Annotated in this window: 18 protein-coding genes; 6 read left to right on the top strand and 12 right to left on the bottom strand. The window is 63.8% G+C overall.

The window, feature by feature from the left end:
• Positions 1-68: 68 nt before the first annotated feature.
• Entirely contained in the window at positions 69-1,178 is a 1,110-nt protein-coding gene (locus C8N35_RS19835; protein ID WP_170122187.1) for an MHYT domain-containing protein, read from the top strand.
• A 37-nt stretch (positions 1,179-1,215) separates the two neighbouring features.
• Here the strand turns inward: C8N35_RS19835 and C8N35_RS19830 are convergent, their stop codons facing one another.
• Positions 1,216-2,187 (bottom strand): ChaN family lipoprotein, encoded by a 972-nt coding sequence (locus tag C8N35_RS19830; protein ID WP_170122186.1) that lies wholly within the window; start codon positions 2,185-2,187, stop codon positions 1,216-1,218.
• 83 nt (positions 2,188-2,270) lie between these two features.
• Positions 2,271-2,840, bottom strand: coding sequence for a TetR/AcrR family transcriptional regulator (locus C8N35_RS19825; RefSeq protein ID WP_107991469.1), 570 nt, complete (start codon positions 2,838-2,840; stop codon positions 2,271-2,273).
• A gap of 151 nt (positions 2,841-2,991) precedes the next feature.
• Between C8N35_RS19825 and C8N35_RS19820 the strand changes: the two genes are divergently transcribed.
• Positions 2,992-4,206 (top strand): MFS transporter, encoded by a 1,215-nt coding sequence (locus C8N35_RS19820; protein ID WP_107991468.1) that lies wholly within the window; start codon positions 2,992-2,994, stop codon positions 4,204-4,206.
• Positions 4,207-4,305: 99 nt separating this feature from the next.
• On the opposite strand, the gene C8N35_RS19815 is transcribed toward C8N35_RS19820, so the two are convergent.
• Positions 4,306-5,808 carry a CoA-acylating methylmalonate-semialdehyde dehydrogenase gene (locus C8N35_RS19815; protein ID WP_107991467.1) on the bottom strand — a complete coding sequence of 501 codons (1,503 nt, stop codon included), beginning with the start codon at positions 5,806-5,808 and terminating at the stop codon, positions 4,306-4,308.
• A 209-nt stretch (positions 5,809-6,017) separates the two neighbouring features.
• Between C8N35_RS19815 and C8N35_RS19810 the strand changes: the two genes are divergently transcribed.
• A complete protein-coding gene (locus C8N35_RS19810; protein ID WP_107991466.1) occupies positions 6,018-6,896 on the top strand; it encodes a LysR family transcriptional regulator in 879 nt (292 codons plus the stop codon).
• Positions 6,897-6,981: 85 nt separating this feature from the next.
• The gene (locus C8N35_RS19805) at positions 6,982-7,365 is read left to right on the top strand and encodes a hypothetical protein (protein ID WP_107991465.1); all 384 of its coding nucleotides are present in this window, start codon (positions 6,982-6,984) and stop codon (positions 7,363-7,365) included.
• Positions 7,366-7,390: 25 nt separating this feature from the next.
• On the opposite strand, the gene C8N35_RS19800 is transcribed toward C8N35_RS19805, so the two are convergent.
• From C8N35_RS19800 to C8N35_RS19775, 6 genes are all read right to left on the bottom strand, one after another.
• Complete coding sequence (locus C8N35_RS19800) at positions 7,391-8,233, bottom strand: XdhC family protein (RefSeq protein ID WP_107991464.1); 843 nt, start codon at positions 8,231-8,233, stop codon at positions 7,391-7,393.
• 11 nt (positions 8,234-8,244) lie between these two features.
• A complete protein-coding gene (locus tag C8N35_RS19795; RefSeq protein WP_245926872.1) occupies positions 8,245-9,486 on the bottom strand; it encodes a vWA domain-containing protein in 1,242 nt (413 codons plus the stop codon).
• Positions 9,483-10,364 carry an AAA family ATPase gene (locus tag C8N35_RS19790; RefSeq protein WP_107991463.1) on the bottom strand — a complete coding sequence of 294 codons (882 nt, stop codon included), beginning with the start codon at positions 10,362-10,364 and terminating at the stop codon, positions 9,483-9,485. The genes C8N35_RS19795 and C8N35_RS19790 overlap by 4 nt, the downstream gene beginning before the upstream one ends.
• Before the next feature lie 107 nt (positions 10,365-10,471).
• On the bottom strand, positions 10,472-12,892 hold the full coding sequence (locus C8N35_RS19785; protein WP_107991462.1) for an aerobic carbon-monoxide dehydrogenase large subunit: 2,421 nt from the start codon (positions 12,890-12,892) through the stop codon (positions 10,472-10,474).
• Positions 12,889-13,389 carry a (2Fe-2S)-binding protein gene (locus C8N35_RS19780; protein WP_107991461.1) on the bottom strand — a complete coding sequence of 167 codons (501 nt, stop codon included), beginning with the start codon at positions 13,387-13,389 and terminating at the stop codon, positions 12,889-12,891. Before C8N35_RS19780 ends, C8N35_RS19785 begins: the two co-directional genes overlap by 4 nt.
• Positions 13,390-13,410: 21 nt before the next feature.
• The gene (locus tag C8N35_RS19775) at positions 13,411-14,274 is read right to left on the bottom strand and encodes an FAD binding domain-containing protein (RefSeq protein WP_107991460.1); all 864 of its coding nucleotides are present in this window, start codon (positions 14,272-14,274) and stop codon (positions 13,411-13,413) included.
• A 550-nt stretch (positions 14,275-14,824) separates the two neighbouring features.
• Here C8N35_RS19775 and C8N35_RS19770 point away from each other — a divergent pair.
• Positions 14,825-15,154, top strand: a complete 330-nt coding sequence (locus C8N35_RS19770; protein WP_107991459.1) for a DUF2218 domain-containing protein — start codon at positions 14,825-14,827, stop codon at positions 15,152-15,154.
• 103 nt (positions 15,155-15,257) lie between these two features.
• Here C8N35_RS19770 and C8N35_RS19765 read toward each other — a convergent pair whose 3' ends face one another.
• A complete protein-coding gene (locus tag C8N35_RS19765) occupies positions 15,258-15,611 on the bottom strand; it encodes a carboxymuconolactone decarboxylase family protein (protein WP_107991458.1) in 354 nt (117 codons plus the stop codon).
• 171 nt (positions 15,612-15,782) lie between these two features.
• Positions 15,783-17,945, bottom strand: coding sequence for a malate synthase G (locus tag C8N35_RS19760; protein WP_107991567.1), 2,163 nt, complete (start codon positions 17,943-17,945; stop codon positions 15,783-15,785).
• A gap of 415 nt (positions 17,946-18,360) precedes the next feature.
• On the opposite strand from C8N35_RS19760, the gene C8N35_RS19755 reads away from it, so the two are divergent.
• Entirely contained in the window at positions 18,361-19,185 is an 825-nt protein-coding gene (locus C8N35_RS19755) for a hypothetical protein (protein ID WP_146177437.1), read from the top strand.
• On the opposite strand, the gene C8N35_RS19750 is transcribed toward C8N35_RS19755, so the two are convergent.
• Positions 19,157-20,017, bottom strand: coding sequence for a hypothetical protein (locus C8N35_RS19750; RefSeq protein ID WP_107991456.1), 861 nt, complete (start codon positions 20,015-20,017; stop codon positions 19,157-19,159). The two genes, C8N35_RS19755 and C8N35_RS19750, sit on opposite strands and share 29 nt — an antisense overlap.
• Between the last annotated feature and the right edge of the window lie 56 nt (positions 20,018-20,073).

Genomic DNA, 20,073 nt, shown 5'->3' with positions numbered 1-20,073 from the left:
GGCCGTAACTGGGACCCTTATTGCGGGTTCTCGATATGGCCGGTGGGTTTGGGAGGACCCGCCGCTCGATGCAGACGAGTTACAACATTCCGCTCGTGATCCTGTCGGTGGTCATCGCCGTTCAGGGCAGCTATGTCGGGCTGCTTCTCGCCCGCACGCTTGCGGACCATACCGGATTGCAATGGAAGATTCGTCTGGGAGCGGCAGCGGTTTCGCTCGCGGTCTCCATCTGGGCCATGCACTTTATCGGCATGCTGGCCATCCGCCTCAATCTGCCGGTCGACTATGACGTGCTGTTGACGGTCGTCTCCGCGCTGATCGCCATGCTGGCCGTGGGAGCGGCGCTTTTCTTCTGCACGGTCATTCGCCCGGGCCGGCTCAGTCTCGGGCTCGGCGGAGCGATGATGGGCGGGGGTATTTCCGCCATGCACTATATCGGAATGAGTGCTCTTGCCGGCGTCACCTGTCTTTACGATCCGGTCATGGTCGCCGCATCCGTCGCTGTGGGCATGGGGTCATCCATGCTTGGGCTGAGACTGCTTTTCGTGGGCGGGCGGGGGTATGCGCTGCTGACCTCGGCACTAGCGCTCGGCGGAGCGATCTCGGGCATGCACTACACGGCGATGTTGGCGGCGAGCTTCGAGCCTATCACCACGGTCGTGCCCTTCACGGCACCGGCGCTGACCAACGACATGCTGGCGATCATTGTCGCGATCATCGCTTTCGCGATTTCCGCAATCTTCTTTCTGACTTTGCTGCCCGATCGGGTTGCGGTTGTGCGCGCGGACGTCGACGGTTCGTGGCCGGATCGTGCCTGGATGTTCGACACATCGGGGAAAACACCGGCGGCGCTTCGCATACCCGTCACCAAGGAAGGAAAGACAGTCCTGCTGGCGCCTGATGACATCTACGCGGTGCGGGCGGATGCGCACTACTCGACCGTCTTCGACGGGGAGCGCACCTATTTCTGCGCGCTGTCGATTTCTCAGATCGAGGTCCGTATGGGGCGTGCGGGCTTCGTGAGGGTACATCGCAGCCACCTGGTCAACCTCGAGCACGCGGCTGCACTCAGCCGGCGCGGAGAGCAGGGGGTTCTGGAACTCGACGGCGAAACCCCTTACCGCGTGCCAGTCAGCCGGACACGCCTCAAGACCCTGAAAACGGCACTCGGGGTGTGAGCGGCGAAAGCCCGTATCACTCCGTTTTCGAGCGCGACTACTTCTTCTTCCCGAACTGCTCCTTCAGTTCCGCGCACTTGTCGGAACGCTCCGCCTTTGGCGTGAACCAGAGATAGTCGTAGAGCTCGGGAGCCGGCAGATAGTCGGCGGGGCTTGTCTCTCCATCTTCCGCTTCGACCATCGCAACGATGCGGATAGAGGCTCCGGGTTCGCGCGCCCGCAGATACCACGGCGCGGCCATGTCGCGGCGGACATGCCCGCGCCCCGCGATCAGAACCGCGCCGTCGCGCGTCGCATTGCTCAGCAGCCCCTCGGCCAGTGAGGCGTCTCGGGCGCGCTGGACGGGAACCATCGCGTCCAGCGCGGGCTCGGGCAGCAGGTCGCAATGGCCCTCGCGCAGATCCTGCTTCAGCGTTTCAAGGCCGGCGGGTGAAAGCGGCGTTTCCAGCCCCCAGTGTTTCGCTGTTCTCTCCCCAAGGGCGGCAAGGCCTTCGCTCCGGAAGCGCTTCAGTGTGTCGCGTGAAAGATCGCCAGCAGCCATCGGCAGGTGCGCGGCAAGGGCGGCCTCGGCGATCGGCCGGTACATGGACCAGGCCGGCCAGCCGCGCTTCTCCCAGGCAAGCGCCGTGCCCATGCCGGAAGCGTCCCTGGGATCGCTCGCGAGATAGTCCTTCAATGCGGCGGCCTTGTCGGCGGGGATCATTTCAAACACGACCGCCGGTTTGCGTCCGCCCTCCGCGAGCGCGGAGAGGATCCAGGCCTGAAGCCGGTGATGGTCAGGGTTGTCGTGCGTCTCGCCGGCCAGCACGAAGCGGGCGGAACCGATATCCGCTGCCATTTCCTCAGGCGTCACGAAGGCCTTCCTGTCGACCGCCCAGATCTTGCCGACGAGCGGATTGTCGCGATTGAGCGTTGATTGCCAGCCTTCGGGTAGCGACGGAGCGGCAAGCACAGGACTGGCGATGCCGACGCCCAGGACGACAGCGGCGGCGAGGCGGACAAGGTTCATCGTGTTCCTCCAACAGGTGGACGACTGATAGGGGCCATGCGCCGGCGTGTCCATGCGGCAGGCTTCGGGTATCGGGGCGGGGGCTATCCCTTGTCCGCGATCTCTTCGAAAAGACGCGCGATAAAGCGCCGCCAGCGGCTTTCGTCCAGAGGCTGGTCGTAGAGAATACGGTAGATGATCGGCGCGACCACCTGGTCGAGCACGTCGTCGACACAGGGAAACGCCTCGCCACGACCCCGGGCGCGTTCTGCAAGAAGCTCCAGTTGCGCGCGGGTAATGTCGCAGCAGGCCGATGCCTTGCCGTCTTCCCCCTGGCTTATCAGCACGTCCTGAATCATCTTGCGGCCGGGCCCCGAGGCCATTTCCTCCGCATATTGATCCGTCCAGGCCTCAAGGTCGGAGCGCGCGCCGCCGGTGTCCGCCGGGGGGCTGTCCGGACGCAGGCGCTGGATTGCGACATCGGCGAAAAGCTCCCGCAGGTCTCCCCACCGACGGTAGATGGTGGACGGCGTGACCCCCGCCTCCTCGGCGATCGCCGGGATCGTCACAGCGTCGCGCGGCATGGCGTGTTGCAGCTTTTCAACGGCGGCATGAACGCTCGCCTGAACCCGGGCACTTCGCCCGCCCGGGCGTGTCTGTGTCTTTGCCGTCATGTGCGTTTTCTCTTCTGTCGCCCGCCGTCGCTCACTCGGTTTCCTCCCCCGTTGGACGGGGTATAAATGCACTAACGCAAAAAATTTGCTTTAGTGTTCCGGTGGGTCTATATCTAATGCAACAAATTAGCTTTAAGTGAGCCCAAGCATCATGTCCAGTCTCTCCAACGGCTCGATACGCCCGACGGTCGACACCGGATCCTTCGTCTTCTATGCGACCACCTTCGCCACGTTCATGGCCGCTTCGGCGGCGTCGACCCCGCTTTATCGGCTCTACCAGCAGATGTGGAGCATCTCGCCGGTGATGATCACGCTCGTTTTCGCCGTCTATGCCTTTGCTCTGCTGGCGGCGCTTCTGGTCGGCGGTTCGCTCTCCGATCACGTCGGACGCAAGCCCGTCATCTTTGCCGGTCTCGTCTTGCAGAGCGTCGCAATGGTGCTGTTTCTGCTGGCCGATAGCGGCGGCGCGCTGCTCGCAGCCCGGCTGATGCAGGGGGTCGCCACCGGGCTCGCCACCACATCGCTCGGAGCGGCCGTGGTCGATGCGGATTACAGGCGGGGGCCTGTGGTCAACAGCTTCTCTCCGCTTGGCGGCATGGGGCTTGGCGCGCTCGCCTCAGGCGCCCTGGTGGCCTTCGCGCCGGCGCCGAGCCATCTCGTCTACGTCCTGCTGTTGGCGCTGACCGTATTTCAGGCCGGCATGATCTGGCGCTTGCCGGAGACGGTGCGCCGCAAGCCGGGCGCGCTTGCCGCGCTCGATCCGCGCGTGACCGTTCCGGCGTCCGCTCGCCGCGCCTTCGTGTTGCTCTCGCCAACCAACCTGTCGATCTGGATGCTCGGCGGGTTCTTCCTGTCCCTCATCCCCTCCGTCGTTGCCCGCGCGACCGGGATATCGTCCCCGTTTCTTGGCGGTGTGGTCGTCGCATCGTTGATGTTTTCCGGAGGACTGTCGGTCTTGGCCTTGCGCGGGCAGCGGCCCGTGGTGCTCATGACCTTCGGCACGACAGCCATCAGCGTCGGCATCGTGACGCTGGTTATCGGTGTGTTCACGGGTGCCCTGGCGTTGCTGGCAATCGGATCGGTAGTGACGGGGCTGGGATGGGGCGCCTGCTTTTCCGGCGTGATGCGGACCTTGCTGCCCCTGGCGAAAGCCGACGAGCGGGCTGAATTGCTCGCCGTCTACTATATCGAATCCTACCTGGCGATGAGCGTGCCGGCGATCGGAGCGGGCTTCCTTGCCGCTTCCATTGGGCTTGCGCCAACGACTCTGGTCTTCGGCACGCTCGTGCTCGCGCTCAATGTCGGGGGCCACATTTTGTTGCGGGCAACCGGTCTTGTCGCGGGTGGGGCGGCGGTAGCTGCCTGAGCGTCCAAGCGTTCGCTCCGCAAAAAGGAAAAAGGGGGCCGCTTTGGCCCCCTTGTCACGCCTGCAGATCCCGGGATCCGGTTCTGTCAGTCTTGCGCCTCACCCCATGGTGGGGATCGAGAACTCGGCGCCTTCCTTCGTGCCCGACGGCCAGCGCGAGGTGACCGTCTTGGTGCGGGTGTAGAACTTGAAGGCGTCGGGCCCATGCTGGTTGAGATCGCCGAAGCCGGAGCGCTTCCAGCCGCCGAACGTGTGATAGGCGAGCGGCACAGGGATCGGCACGTTGACGCCGACCATGCCGATATTGATGCGCGAGCAGAAGTCACGTGCCGTGTCGCCATCGCGGGTGAAGATGGCGACGCCATTGCCGTATTCGTGGCTCATCGGCAGGTCTATGGCTTCCTCGTATGTCTTGGCACGCACCACGGAGAGGACCGGACCGAAGATCTCGGTCTTGTAGATATCCATGTCCTTGGTGACGTTGTCGAACAGGCAGCCGCCGATGAAGTTGCCGTTCTCGTAGCCCTGCAGCTTGAAATCGCGTCCGTCGACGGCAAGCATGGCGCCTTCCTCGACGCCGCGATCAACGAGGCCCCTGACCCGGGCATAGGCTTCCTTCGTGACCAGCGGCCCGAAATCCACGTCGTCGCCGGCCGTGTAGGGACCGATCTTGAGGTTTTCGACCCGCGGAATGAGCTTTTCCATCAGCAGGTTCGCAGCCGCCTCACCAACGGGAACGGCGACAGACACCGCCATGCAGCGTTCGCCGGCCGCGCCGTAGCCGGCACCCACCAGCGCGTCGACCGCCTGATCCATGTCCGCATCCGGCATGATCAGCATGTGGTTCTTGGCACCGCCGAAGCACTGCACGCGCTTGCCGGCCGCGCAGCCGCGCGAATAGACGTACTGGGCAATCGGCGTGGAGCCGACGAAACCCACCGCCTGAATGATGTCGTCATCGAGAATGGTATCGACCGCTTCCTTGTCGCCGTTGACGACATTGAGGATGCCAGCCGGGGCACCGGCTTCCAGCATCAGCTCGGCCAGCATCATCGGCACGGACGGATCACGCTCCGACGGCTTCAGGATGAAGGCGTTGCCGGCCGCGATCGCCGGGCAGAACTTCCACATCGGGATCATGGCCGGGAAGTTGAACGGCGTGATGCCGGCGACGACGCCAAGCGGCTGGCGCATCGAATACATGTCGATGCCGGGCCCTGCGCCCTCGGAATACTCGCCTTTCATCATGTGCGGTGCGCCGATGCAGAATTCGGCCACTTCCAGTCCGCGAATGACGTCGCCCTTGGCGTCGGGAATGGTCTTGCCGTGTTCCTTCGACAGCGCCTCGGCGAGCTTGTCCATGTCGCGGTGCAGCAGGTCGACGAACTTCATCAAGACGCGCGCGCGGCGCTGCGGATTGGTCGCGCCCCAGGCAGGCTGGGCAGAGGCGGCGTTCTCGATCGCCGCGCGCATTTCGGCCGGGCTCGCCAGCGCGACCGTGGCCTGGACTTCGCCCGTGGCCGGATTGAAGACGTCGGCGGTACGCCCCGACGTTCCCGCGACATGCTTGCCGCCAATGAAGTGACCGATCTCACGCGTCATGGAAGAGCCTCCCGGATGATTTTCTGTAACTGGTTCTCGGACGGATTCTGCCGCCGCTCATTGCCCCACAGTCTGCACCTTGCGCAAGGAAACGCAACGCTCGACGGAGCGTAGCCGTTGTGCGAAAATTAAAGTTCGGTTTCCTATCGTGGCTATGTCGCAGTGCAAATTTCGAGAGGATGCGATGTGCGAGAACAGCGGTTGTCGTCATGAACTGGGATGACGTGCGCATATTTCTTGCGGTCGCGCGCGCGGGTCAGTTGCTGGCGGCGGCCCGCAGGCTCGGGCTCAATCATGCGACAGTGGCGCGGCGTGTAACCGCGCTGGAGGCGGCGCTGAAGACGAAGCTCCTTGATCGGCGGACCAACGGCTGTACGCTGACGCCGGCGGGCGAACGCTTTCTCGCCGGGGCGGAGGCGATGGAGGTGGAAATGCTGGCCGCCGCGGCCGCCACGGAAGCGGATGTGGAGGTTTCTGGGACCGTGCGGATCGGCGCCCCTGACGGGTTCGGTGTTGCCTTTCTGGCGCCTCGGCTCGGGGAGCTTGCAGCCCGCCACCCCGGATTGACGGTGCAACTCGTGCCCGCGCCGCGCTCCGTTTCGCTATCACGGCGCGAAGCGGATATCGCGGTCACCGTCGAACGCCCCGAGCATGGTCGGCTGGTCGCGAAGAAGCTTGTCGACTACACGCTCGGCCTCTTCGCCCACGCGCGTTACCTTCACCAGCATGGGGTTCCGCAAGCCCCTGCCGACCTTTGCGGCCACCAGCTCGTCGGCTATGTGGAGGATCTTGTCTACTCGCCGGCCCTGGCCTATGCGGGCGAGGTGTCGCGCGACTGGCAGGCCCGTTTCGAGATCGCGTCCGCGCTCGGCCAGACGGAGGCTGTGCGCTCCGGTGCTGGCATAGGCATCCTGCACAGTTTCATCGCCCGCCGCGATCCCGATCTTGTCAGGATCCTTCCGGAAAAACGGATCCACCGCGCCTACTGGCTCGTATATCACGAGACGTCGCGCGACCAGCGCTCCGTGCAGGCCGTGGCGGACTTCGTAACGGATATTGTGGCGCGCGAGAGGGGAACATTTTCCTGATCCGACCAATTGGCCGCAAGATCCGCGATTGACTTGCCTTGCTCCCTGGCGAAAAGTTTCCGGAGAAATATATGGGGGCATTGAAATGAAGCGCACTGCAATTCTTGTTTTCGTCTTTGCGTTCGGCATTTTCCTTGCGGAAGGCGTTTTCGCGTCCGCTCAGGCGAGGTGCCTGACCCAGGAATTCTATTTCAGTGTCGGTATCAACCGGGGCGCAGATCCGATCAGCACGATAACGGGTGGCAATTGTGAGTACTTCTTCATGGCGGGCGGACGTTCGACCTTCACGAACGCCTCCGTGACGAAGAAGGCGGGTCATGGTCGTTTCGAGCAGATCGGCCGCTTCAGGTTCCGCTATACGCCGAGCCGCGGATACAAGGGTGAAGATCACTACGCCATGAAGATTTGCGGGCGAAATCTCATGGGCAAGGGCTGTTCGGTCATAAGTTTCAAGGCGATCGTGAAATAAGGCGGGGCCGGATCTGGCGCACGGCTCATGCCACGCCGGTTTGGGCCATATGCTTTCGCCGTGCCGCGCGCCGGACCTGAACGATCTCCGCCAATATCGAGAGCGCGATTTCCTCCGGCGTGATGGCGCCGATGTCGATGCCTGCGGGCGCCGACAGTCCGGCGATCCGTTCCGGCGCGATCCCGGCTTCGGCAAGTTCGTCGCGCAGGCTCGCCGCCTTTGCCCGGCTCCCCACGAAGGCGACATGGGCGATCTCGCGTGACAGCACGGCCTTGAGCGCGTCCATGTCGCCGCGCCCCTGCGTTGCGACGACGGCGTAGACGTTGCCCGATGGCAAATCGTCGAAACCCGCAATGCGTCGGGCTAGCCCCTCGTAGGTGTCCAGGTCGCGCGGAGAGGCGGCAAGTGCGGCATCAAAACCGAAACGCGGGCCCAGATCGACCACCGCACATCCGACTGGCGTCACCCCGCACACGAGCAACAACGGCTGCGGCCGCATCGGTTCGATGAAGATGTCGACTGTTCCCCGGGAAGGGCAGTGGCTGCGGTAGTATTCGACGCCGTCGCGTGTCTCGCCGGCCTTCACGCCTTCCTGGCTGAGAATTTCGTTCGGCTGGACGGATATCAGCCGTGGTTCGCCATCGCCGAGTGCCCGCTTGACCGCGCGCAGGACAGCACCTTGCGCGCAGCCGCCGCCGATCCAGCCAAGCATCGTGCCATCCTCCAGGATCACCGCCTTGGCCCCGGCCTTGGCGGCGGTCGCGGCGACGGTGCGCACGACGGTCGCGAGCGCAAAGGAGGCGCGCTCCGACCGCAGGCGGTTGATCGTGTCGATGATCGGGTCGGCGGGCGTGTCGGACGCTGTCATTGGTGCTTGCCTCAAAGGCGTGCCAGATAGGGTTCGAGCTTCGCCAAGCTCTCCAGATTGTGGGCCGGGGCGAAGAGATCGAGATGGGGCAGGGCGGCCTGCATGCCTGTGGCGACGGGCTCGTAACCCTGCCATCCGGCCATCGGGTTCAGCCAGGCGATATGTCGGGTGCGCTTGCGAAGTGCGGACAGTTCCCGGCCGAGTTCCGTGGCCTTGCCCGTATCGTAACCATCGGAAACGATGATGACCGCTGTTCGCCCGTGCACGACGCGGGGCGCGTGGTGGCGGTTGAAGGCGGCAAGGCTCTCGCCGATCCGCGTGCCGCCGGAAAAGCCGCGCGCGATCAGCGAAAGCCGGTCCAGCGCGCGCTGCGGATCGCGTTCCTTGAGAACCGGCGAGACGTGAACCAGCCGCGTGTGGAACAGGAAGGCGTCGGCTTCGCGCGCGTGGTCGAGAAGTCCGTGCAGGAAACGCAGGAAAAACGCCGAATAGGGGTTCATCGAAGCGGAGACATCGAGCAGTGCCACGATCCGAAGCGGTTTTTCGCGTCGTTTGCGAAAGCTGAGGTCGGCCGGATCGCCCCCACGCGGGATCGAATGCCGAATGGTGGCTCTGAGATCGATCCGTCGTCCCTTGCGGCGCAGGCGTTCGCGGCGGGTGAGGCGCACGCGCAAGCGTCGCGCCAGCCGTTCGGCGAGCGCATTGACCTCCGCGAGGGTTGCCGGATCGCCGATGTGACGAAGATCCGTCGTCTCAAGGACTTCCGCGCGCGAGGCACCGCCGCGCCGCGCCGCGTCCATCGCGCCGTCGCTCTCCTCGCCACCCGTATCGTCACGCCGGCGATCCACGTGATCGGGCAGACCACCTGAAGGCGTACCTGCCGGCTGCCCGCGCATCTTGTCCATGCCTGCCGGCGGCTTGTCGGTCGCTCCGCTCACACGCGTCGCGGCCTTGACTCCGCGTCCCAGCCAATGCGCGTCGAACAACGCATCGAAACGGGCCAGATCGTCATGACGGGCACAGACAAGGGCCTTGATCGCCTGGCGGAGCAGGGAGGGACGGGCCGCGAGCCCGCTCTCGGCCAGCACCATCGCGTCGCTCGCCTCGGAAAGCCCGACGGTGAAGCGGTTGGCGCGCAGGGCCGCCAGAAAGGCAGAGAGCCTCGTCCGCAGGGCGTTGCCGGCCGGGGGGGGAGCCGATGCTGCCGGGTCCGAATGCGCGGAGCCTGGAATGGACCGGGTGGCCGCCATCATGCCACCTTGCCGATAAGCCGGTCGATCACTTCCCTGCTCATCGCCGATTGGTCTTCCCGCGTCTTCAACAGGCAGATCAGCGTGTCGTGGACTGTTTCCGGATTGTCGGCGAGATGGCTGATATCGAGCCCGATAAGCGCCGCCGCCCAGTCGAGCGTCTCCGCCACACCGGGCACCTTCCTGAGATCCTCCTTGCGCACCATGGCGACCAGCCGTGCGATTTCGGCTGCAAGCCGCTGGTCTATGCCGGGAAGCCGTGTGGTCAGGATGCGCGTCTCGCGCGCCTCATCCGGATAGTCGATAGAGTGGTAGAGGCAGCGCCGCCTCAGCGCATCGGAAAGTTCCCGCGTGCCGTTGGAGGTCAGGATCACGCGCGGGATGGTGACGGCATGGATGGTGCCCAGTTCCGGCACGCTTACCTGCCAGTCGGAAAGAAGCTCCAGCAGGAAGGCTTCGAATTCCTCGTCCGCCCGGTCGATCTCGTCGATCAGCAGCACCGCTTGTGTTTCGGACCGGATGGCGGCAAGCAGCGGGCGTTCCAGGAGATAGTCATGCGAAAAGATCTGCTCCTCGATCGCCTCCGCCGACGCACCGTCACGCTCGTGCGTCTTGATGGCCAGCAATTGCCGCTGATAGTTCCATTCATAGAGTGCCGAAGACGCGTCGAGCCCTTCGTAGCATTGCAGGCGAATGAGGGGAGCGGAGTGGATCTCTGCCAGCGCCTTGGCGACCTCGGTCTTGCCGACGCCGGCCTCGCCCTCCAGCAGCAACGGCCTTTGCAGCATGTCCATCAGCGCAAGCGCCATGGCGAGGTCCGTATCCGGCACGTATCCGGCCTCGGCGAGGCGTGTGGCGATGGTCGCGCGGTCAAGCGTCATGATGGTTTCCGGCTGGTGAACATCCGCGTGCCCCCCCCACCCCTACCCCCTGCCCTCAAAGGGGAGGGGGTAGGGGTGGGGTAACCTTCTCTCCGTCAACTCGCGGCCTACCCCGTCAGCCCCAGCCGCTTGCACTCCCTCCAGATCCGCCAGTTGTCGTGCGGCATCTGGATGTGGGTGACGCCGAGATGCGCGAAGGCATCGTTGACGGCGTTGGAGAAGCAGGGCACCGAGCCGACGTTGGGGCTCTCGCCAACCCCTTTTGCGCCGATCGGGTGATGTGGTGATGGGGTCACGGTCCAGTCTGTCTCCCAGAACGGGGTTTCCACCGCGGTCGGGAGGAAGAAGTCCATCAGCGAAGCGGTCGTCACGTTGCCCATGTCGTCGTAGGCGATCTCCTGGCCCATGGCGATGGCGTAGCCCTCCGTCAGCCCGCCATGCACCTGTCCCTCGATGATCATCGGGTTGATGCGCGTGCCGCAATCATCGAGCGCGTAGAAGCGCCGAACCTTGTGAGCCCCGGTATCGACGTCGATATCCATCACGCAGATATAGGCGCCGAAGGGGTAGGTCATGTTGGGCGGGTCATAGTAGGACACGGCCTCCAGCCCCGGCTCCATGTTGGGGGGCACGTTGTTGTAGGCCGCCCAGCAGATCTCCTTCATGGAAGCGGTCTTTTCCGGCAGGCCTTTCACGCGGAAGCCGTCGACGTCCCATTCCAGATCGTCCTCGTGAACCTCCAGCATGTGCGCGGCGATCATCTGGGCCTTCGCCTTGATCTTCCGCGCGGCCATGGCGGTGGCGGCACCGGCAACAGGCGTGGAGCGCGAGCCGTAGGTGCCGAGACCGTAGGGCGCGGTGTCGGTGTCGCCTTCCTCGATGTCGATCATGTCGGCGGGTATGCCGAGTTCGGTCGCCAGGATCTGGGCGTAGGTGGTCTGATGGCCCTGGCCCTGGCTGATCGTGCCCATCCGCGCGATGGCCGCCCCGGTGGGGTGGATGCGGATCTCGCAGCTGTCGAACATGCCGATGCCGAGAATGTCGCAATTGCGGGTCGGGCCCGCGCCGACGATCTCGGTGAAGAACGATACGCCGATGCCCATCAGCTCGCGTGTCTCGCCACGTTCGAAGGCGGCGCGCTTTTCTGCCTGCTCGGCCCGGAGCCCGGCATAGTCCACCGTCTCCATCGCCTTGCGCATGGCGGTTTCGTAGTCGCCGCTGTCGTATTCCCACCCCAGCGCCGAGGGGTAGGGGAACTGCTCCGGCCGGATGAAGTTCTTCAGCCTGAGTTCCGCCGGATCCATGTTCAGTTTCCGAGCCAGCACGTCGATGGCACGCTCCATGGCATAGACGGCTTCGGTCACGCGGAACGAGCAGCGATAGGCCACGCCGCCCGGCGCCTTGTTGGTGTAGACCCCGTCCACCGCCACATGCGCCGTCGGGATGTCGTACGACCCGGTGATGATGTTGAAGAAGCCCGCCGGCCACTTGGACGGATCGGCGCAGGCATCGAACCCGCCATGGTCGGCAAGCACATGGCATCTGAGGCCGGTGATCTTGCCCTCGGCGGTCGCCGCCAGTTCCGTCGTCATGTGATAGTCGCGGGCAAACGCCGTCGCCGACAGGTTCTCGATCCGGTCTTCCACCCACTTCACCGGCCGGCCCAGAACGATGGAGCCGACGATCGAGCAGACATAGCCGGGATAGACGCCGACCTTGTTGCCGAAGCCGCCGCCGATATCGGGTGAGATCACCCGGATCTTGTGCTCGGGAATGGTGGACAGCAACGAGGCGACGGTGCGCACGACGTGCGGCGCCTGAAAGGTGCCCCAGAGCGTCAGTTCGCCCTTGATCTTGTCCATCGAGGCGACGCAGGCGCAGGTCTCCAGAGGGCACGGGTGGCATCGGTGGTAGGAGAACAGCTCCTTCACGGTCACCTCGGCCTTGGAGAATGCGAGGTCGGTGGCCTCGCTGTCGCCCACCGTCCATTCGAAGATATGGTTGTGGTGCTTGCGCGCCCCGTGCGCGCCCTCGGTCTTGCCTTCGAGGTCCTCGCGCAGCACCGGCGCATCCGGCTCCATCGCCTTGAACGGATCGACGAGAACGGGAAGTTCCTCGTACTCGACCTCGACGAGATCCACCGCATCCGCCGCGATGTAGCGGTCCTCGGCGATGACGAAGGCGACTTCCTGATTCTGGAACAGCACCTTGCCGTCGGCCAGCACCATCTGCACGTCGCCGGCAAGCGTCGGCATCCAGGCGAGGTTGACGGTCTTCAGGGTTTCGGCGGTGAGCACCGCCAGCACGCCGGGCAGCGCCTCGGCCGCAGACGTGTCGATGGATTTCACCCGGGCATGGGGATAGGGCGAGCGGACGAAATCGCCGAACACCATGTCCTTCAGCTTGATGTCGTCGACGTAATTCCCCTTGCCTTGCGTGAAGCGGACGTCCTCCACCCGCTTGCGCTTGCAGCCCATGCCTTCCAGTTTGGCCTCGCGCTCCTCGCGCGGAACGGTCATGTCGTTCATTCTGCGGCCTCCCAGTTCTGCGTGCCGTTCATGCGTTCGGCCGCAAGCCGGATCGCGGCGACGATGTTCTGGTAGCCCGTACAGCGACACAGGTTGCCCGAGATACCCATCCGGATCTCCTCGTCGCTCGGGTTCGGGTTTTCCTGCAGCAGCCGGTAGGCCCGGGTGATCATCCCCGGCGTGCAGAAGCCGCATTGAAGCCCGTGCATCTCGCGGAAAGCGTCCTGCAGCGGATGAAGCGTACCGTCGGCCTCCGCCATGCCCTCGATGGTGCGGATGTCGGCGCCATTGGCCTGCACCGCGAACATCGTGCACGATTTTACCGACTTGCCGTCGATATCGAGCGTGCAGGCGCCGCAATGGCTGGTCTCGCAGCCGATATGCGGGCCGGTCAGCTCCAGCTCCTCGCGGATGAAATGGATGAGCAGGGTCCGCGGCTCGACGAGTGCTTCGATCTCTTTGCCGTTCACCGTCATCTTGACGTGGGTCTTTGCCATTCTTGCTGTCTCCTCCCGGCCTCAGGCAGCGCGGTTTTTGGCGCGCGCGATCGCCCGGCGAAGCATGACGCCGGCCATTCTGGTGCGGTATTCGGCAGGGCCCCGGCCATCGGAGGCCGGATTGGTGATCGCCTCGGCAGCCGCCACGGCGGCATCGATCGCGCTCTTGTCGAGGGAGGAACCGACCAGCGCCTCCGCGGCTTCGGCCGCAAGCAGCGGCGTATCGCCGACATTGGTCAGCGCGATGGAGGCGAAGCTGCATGCGCCGCCATGCAGTTTCAGCATCACTGCCGCCGCCGCTGTCGCGTAGTCGCCGACCTTGCGCTTCAGCTTCTCATAGGCCCAGCCGCAGCCGGCGGGCGGCAGTGGAATGCGGATGGAGGTCAGCAACTCGCCGTCTTCCAGCGCGGTGAAATAGGCCGCCTCGTAGAAATCGCGGGCGGCGACCGAGCGCTCGCCACTGGCTCCCTTCAGCACATAGTCAGCACCCAGGCACTGCATCAGCGCCGGCATGTCGTTGCCGGGATCGCCATTGGCGACATTTCCGCCGACGGTGCCGACATAACGGATCTGCGGATCTGCGATGAGCATCGCCGTTTCGATCAGGATGGGGAGGTTGGACGCGATGACCGGTGAGGCGATCAGTTCCGCCTGGGTCGTCGTGGCGCCGATGACGATGGTGTCGCCGTCACGCGATATTCCGCGCAGCGCTTCGATCTTGCCCAGATCGATAAGGTGTTCGGGTGCGGCGAGCCGCAATTTCATCATTGGAATGAGGCTGTGCCCGCCGGCAATGGCGCGGGCCTCTTCGCCATATTGGCCGAGCAGGGCCACCGCCTCATCGACCGTCTTGGGACGGTGATAGTCGAACGATCCCGGTATCACGGTTGTCCTCCCCTGGGTTCCTCCGCTCGGGCACGCCGTATCTGCCAGGATGCGCAAGGGGCGGCGGCCCGAAGGCGACATGGTGCCGCATCGTCATGGCCTCGCGACGGCAATCCCATGAATACGCCGCCGTTTTGCACGAACGACGGTCTTGTGCGCACGAATGACGGTGGTGCAGCGCGAAGGGGGCGAGGGGACGTGACGGTCGAGGCTCTGTGGACGCGAGAATAGGGGGCACCACGGACGGAAAGGCCTGGTCGGCATATTTCTGGATTGTCGAGCACATGAAAACACGTGGTAGTGGGATACCATGCCGTCGGGCCGGCTCCGAGGTCGTTTTTCGCTGGCCTTTTGCTGCCAGGACCATACATGCGGTAGTGCGTGTTCGATTTCCGGCCAGCCAGCCCCCCCGGCCAGCCCCCGGCCAGCAAGGCAATAGCAGCCTGCCCCGTTTCTGATTTCACATGTCCGGCTCAATAGGACGTGGGGAGCATTCAGGTTCGAAACGGTTTTGGCAATGAAGCGATGACGAAACAGAAAAGCGGAAAAAATGACAGTTCATTCCACGGCCATTGTCCCGACCCAGAGTGCCAGCCGCTACCTTCAGCAGCTTTGCAAACATTGGAGCCATAATCTGCAGGTCGGGTTCTCACCCGAAAAGGGAGAGGTCGTCTTTCCCGCCAGCGGCCGCAGCGGCGAGTGGCCCGGCGAGGGGCGGCTCACCCTTGCAGCAGGCGTCGATCATCTGCGGTGCGATCTTGAAGCCAGTGTGCCCGAGCAGCTGGAGGCGCTGAAGGGCGTGGTGCAGAGCCATCTCGACCGCTTCGCCTTCCGCGAGGCGCCGCTCGCCTTCGACTGGAAGGAGTGGGAAGGGGTCTGATCCCCTTCCCCTTTGCGCCAGCTGAACCCGTTCACAGTGAGGGCCGGGCGAATGTGTCGCCGGCCCGCAGCGGGCTCCGTGCAGGAGCGGATGCTGTCGGCGATCAGCTCTTGGCGCCGCCGAACTGCTCCCAGGCGTTCATGGCTTGGGCGGCATACATCAGCGACGGACCGCCGCCCATGTAGATCGCCACGCCCAGCATCTCCTCGTATTCCTGGCGGGTGGCGCCGAGGTTCACGAGGTTGCGGCTGTGAAAGCCGATGCAGCCGTCGCAGCGAAGTGCGATGGCGATGCCCATGGCGATCAGCTCCTTGGTCTTCTTGTCGATCGCGCCATCGGCCTCTGCACCATCAACCATCTTGCGGAAGCCCGCCATGGTGTCCGGAATCTCCTTGGAGAGAACCTTGACCTGCTTGGAGATGGCATCGGTGATCTCGGGATAGGGGGTGGTGCCCATCGGTGTCGTCCTTTCACATTCAAACAGGTTTAATTGATAGCAGAGTTGGCTATCGTCCTGTTGCATTATGTGAATATGCCGTCCCCCGCATTTTGACGCGCATGAAGAAAGGCCGGCGTCCGGGACGCCGGCCTCTGGATCCGCCTGCAGGCGGAAGAGGATCGCCGCGCCTCAGCCGCGTTGGGCCTTCAGCTCCAGCCGGCGGGCATGCAGCACCGGTTCGGTATAGCCCGAAGGCTGCTCACGCCCCTTGAGGACCAGATCGCACGCCGCCTTGAAGGCGATGGTGTCGAAGTCCGGCGCCATCGGCGTGTAGTTGGGATCGCCCGCGTTCTGGCGATCCACCACCTCGGCCATCCTCTTCATGATGTCCATCACCTCCTTTTCGGTGACGACACCGTGATGCAGCCAGTTGGCGATGTGCTGGGAGGAAATGCGGCAGGTGGCGCGGTCTTCCATCAGCGCGACGTCGTTGATGTCGGGCACCTTGGAGCAGCCGATGCCCTGGTCGACCCAGCGCACCACATAGCCGAGGATCCCTTGCGCGTTGTTCTCCACTTCCTGCTTCACGTCGTCGGTCGACCAGCTCGGCCGTGCCGCCACGGGGATCGTCAGGATGTCGTCGAGCGAGGCGCGTTCGCGGCCGGCGATTTCCGCCTGGCGCGCCTTCACGTCCACCTTGTGATAGTGGGTGGCGTGTAGCGTCGCCGCGGTCGGTGAGGGAACCCAGGCGCAGTTCGCGCCCGCCTTCGGGTGGCCGATCTTCTGATCCAGCATGGCGTGCATCAGGTCCGGCATGGCCCACATGCCCTTGCCGATCTGCGCCTTGCCGCGCAGGCCGCAGGCGATGCCGATGTCGACGTTCCAGTCCTCGTAGGCCTTGATCCAGGGCAGGCTCTTCATGTCGCCCTTGCGCTCCATCGGGCCGGCTTCCATGGAGGTGTGGATCTCGTCGCCGGTGCGGTCGAGGAAGCCGGTATTGATGAAGGCGACGCGTGAGCGGGCTGCGCGAATGCAGGACTTCAGGTTCACCGTCGTGCGGCGCTCCTCGTCCATGATGCCGACCTTGACCGTGTTCGGCTCAAGGCCGAGGAAGCCTTCCACCCGGGTCAGGATTTCGTCGGTGAAGGTGACTTCGTCGGGCCCATGCATCTTCGGCTTGACCAGATAGATGGAACCGGCGCGCGAATTGCCAGGGCCGTCGCCCTTCAGGTCGTGCATGGCAATGAGGGTGGTGAAAGCCGCATCCATCAGGCCTTCGAACGCTTCTTCGCCATTGGCGTCGAGAATGGCCGGGTTGGTCATCAGGTGACCGACATTGCGGCTCAGCATCATGGAACGGCCGTGCCGCGTGACGGTGCCCTCGCCATCTGGAGCGGTATATTCGCGGTCCGCGTTGAGCTTGCGGGTGAACGTCTTGCCGCCCTTGGAGACCTCCTCGGACAGGTCGCCCTTCATAAGGCCCAGCCAGTTGCGGTAAGCCTGCGTCTTGTCTTCCGCGTCGACAGCTGCGACCGAGTCTTCAAAATCCATGATGGTCGAGACCGCGGCCTCGATGACCATGTCGGCGACGCCGGCCTTGTCCGCCCCGCCGATTGCGTTGGCGCGGTCGATGACAAGCTCGATGTGAAGTGCGTTGTTGACCAGCAGGACGGCATTCGGCGCGCTTGCCTCGCCTCGGTAACCTGCGAACTTTTCGTTGTCCTTGAGCCCAGTCGTCGAGCCGTCTTCCATGGTGACGACGAGCTTGCCGCCGTCTACCGTATAGCCGGTGACATTGGCGTGAGAGCCCTCTGCCAGCGGCGCCGCTTCGTCCAGAAACGCCTTGGCCCAGGCGATCACGCGCTGGCCGCGTGCCGGGTCGTAGGCCGTGCCGGAGGGCATGTCCCCCATCGCGTCCGTGCCGTAGAGCGCATCGTAGAGCGAGCCCCAGCGGGCGTTCGCCGCATTCAGCGCATAGCGCGCGTTGGTGACCGGGACGACGAGTTGTGGCCCCGCGATGGTGGTGAATTCCTCGTCGATCCTGTCCGTGTCGAGCGAGAAGTCAGGGCCTTCCGGCTCCAGGTAGCCGATCTCGGCGAGAAAGGCCTTGTAGTCCTGAAAGTCGATCGGCCGGCCACGGCGCGCCTTGTGCCATTCGTCGAGCTGGCCTTGCAGCTGCGCCCGGCGTTCCAGCAGATCCCGATTCTTCGGTCCCAGCTCGTTGATCAGGGCGCCAAGTCCAGCCCAGAAATCGGCCGATGCCACTCCGGTTCCCGGAAGGGCTTCGGTCTCGATGAAGTCATGGAGTTCCTTGGCGACTTTGAGACCGGCGGTCTCCACCCGGCTAGACATCATGGCGCTGTCCTGTGTGTTATGGAAGGCAGGGCGCTCGTACGCCCCGCACGTTAGCCGCTCTCATAGCAGGGATGGGACCCGCGCTCAAAAGCACGCCTTGGAAAAGATGTGTTTCCCCCGTGGGCGGCAAACGCGGGCACAGTCTATAATACCGTATAATGAAGTATATAATACCGTATATCATAATTTTATTGGTTATTCGTAAGATTGCGGTTCAATCGAACCACCGGATCGTGTAAATATCCGATCCAACAAGAACAGGCGTCAAATGAGAACAGGGGTCGGATACGGTGCCCACGGTTCTGTCCGGCACAAGGAATTGTGCCAAGGGTAGGCTGCGCCTTGGTCAGCCGGTAAGGGCTTCAGGGGCATATCGTCTGAAGGGTGCCGGGGATTTCGGGGATTTCGCTTCTTGTTTGGCTTACAATACCCTGTTTCTGGTCCGTGCGTGGTGCGTGCGCTCTGTCGTGCGGCTTTGGTGATTCTCGCACTGGCCGCTTTCACCGCCACCCGCGAGCAGGCATTTGCCGGCAGCGGCAACGGCCTTGCACTGACCTATATCTCCACCGCCAGGAAAAATGACGACGGCACCTACATAAAGCAGATGGGGGTAAAACTTCCGCTGCTCAGCGAAGCGGCATTCGGCATGGATATCGGCTTTGCGGGCAGGCTCTATGCCGCGTCCGGCCACTCCGACTCCGTGGCGGCACCTGCAAGCGTCGTGTGGGGCCGGGTCAAGGTCTCCGGTGACGAAACGCTTCCGCTCTGGGACACCTCCACTCTTGCCCTGTCAATGACGCCGCGGGACGATTACGGCAGCGTCAACTGGACGAACACGCGGCATTGGAAGGTTGTTGGGGGCCGGCTCGTCGCCAGTCTCGACGATCGATACTGGGTCAACGTCAACACGCTGGACGACGATCCGATGCGATGGGGGGCGGGAACGGCGCTGCGGCTTGAGGCCAAACGTTACGGCACGGTGGTGGAGAGCGGGATCGATCATCTGAGTGGCGACAGTGCCGTCGTCGCGAACGTGCGCGCGCAGCAGACGCTGGCCGGCGACTTCAGGGTCGCAGCGGCGTTCACGAACGTGCTCGATGCGCCGGTCGCGACGTTCTCGGCGGAAAAGACGTTCGCCGACCATCTGGTGATCAGCGCCTCCCTTTCCGACAAACTGGAAGAAGACGACGCCGAACCGGTGAAAATCTTCAAGGCGAGTTATGCGCTGAAGTGGTGAGGTTCCGGCCTACAACCTGGATATGGATGTGATCGTCGTGCCGCGCGGCCCGGCACCCCTGAAAGCCGAGATCCGGCGATTCCACATCAAGCCGGTGCGCAAGATGCGGTTCGACGAAGACACGCTGCAGACCGTGCTCACGGCCATTGTGGAAAAGCCAGACAAGAGCATGTTGGGTCCGTGCTTCATCCAGCCGGAAGTCCGGCCATAGCGGCTGCAGCCAGACCATATCCCAACGAAGGGTCAGCAGATTCTTTGCAGGACAGGATGGCGGCTCGTCGGGCTTCGGTTGCTCGAAGGCCCAGTATCCGATCGGCGATTTCGTCGCTCCGGGCAGATAATCGCCGTCCGAGTTCTGGTAATAGAACGCCAGATCGAGCTTGCGTCCGTCCTTGTGTGACAAATGGGGGAGAAGCGGAAAGCCGTCCCAGAAGGGCAGATTTGCGTCGAGAAACAGTGTCGTTGTGCCAGGAAAAGTGGTTGCGACGTCTCGAGAAAGAGCGTTGAGAAGTTCGGCAAGTTGCGGAACTACATAGTTGCGATTGAGCAGGCAGAATATCGGGTTGGCAGCGGTGTAGTGTCGGCCTCTGTCGGCAAGGCAGGGAAGCGCAATGCGTCCGTCCCGCGCTGCAAGGGGCGGGACGATAAATACCGTCAGAACCCCGTACAATACGATGAACAAAGTGCCAGCGATCGTCGTCCGCCAAACAGGTGACATGTGACGTGATCGGAGCAATCGCAGCGCAAACCAGGTTACAACGAGCGCGATGCCGCCGATCTGCGTAAGCGCCGTGAGAACGAGAAACGCGACGAGAAGGCCTATCACTCGCATTAGGTGCGCCTTTCCTGCCCCGGTCGTGATGAGCCTATCTGATGGTGCCCCCATTG

Source organism: Breoghania corrubedonensis (genome assembly GCF_003053845.1).
Classification (GTDB): domain Bacteria; phylum Pseudomonadota; class Alphaproteobacteria; order Rhizobiales; family Stappiaceae; genus Breoghania; species Breoghania corrubedonensis.
The sequence above is the reverse complement of the archived record's forward strand: the minus strand, read 5'-3'. Positions and strand labels throughout refer to the sequence as shown.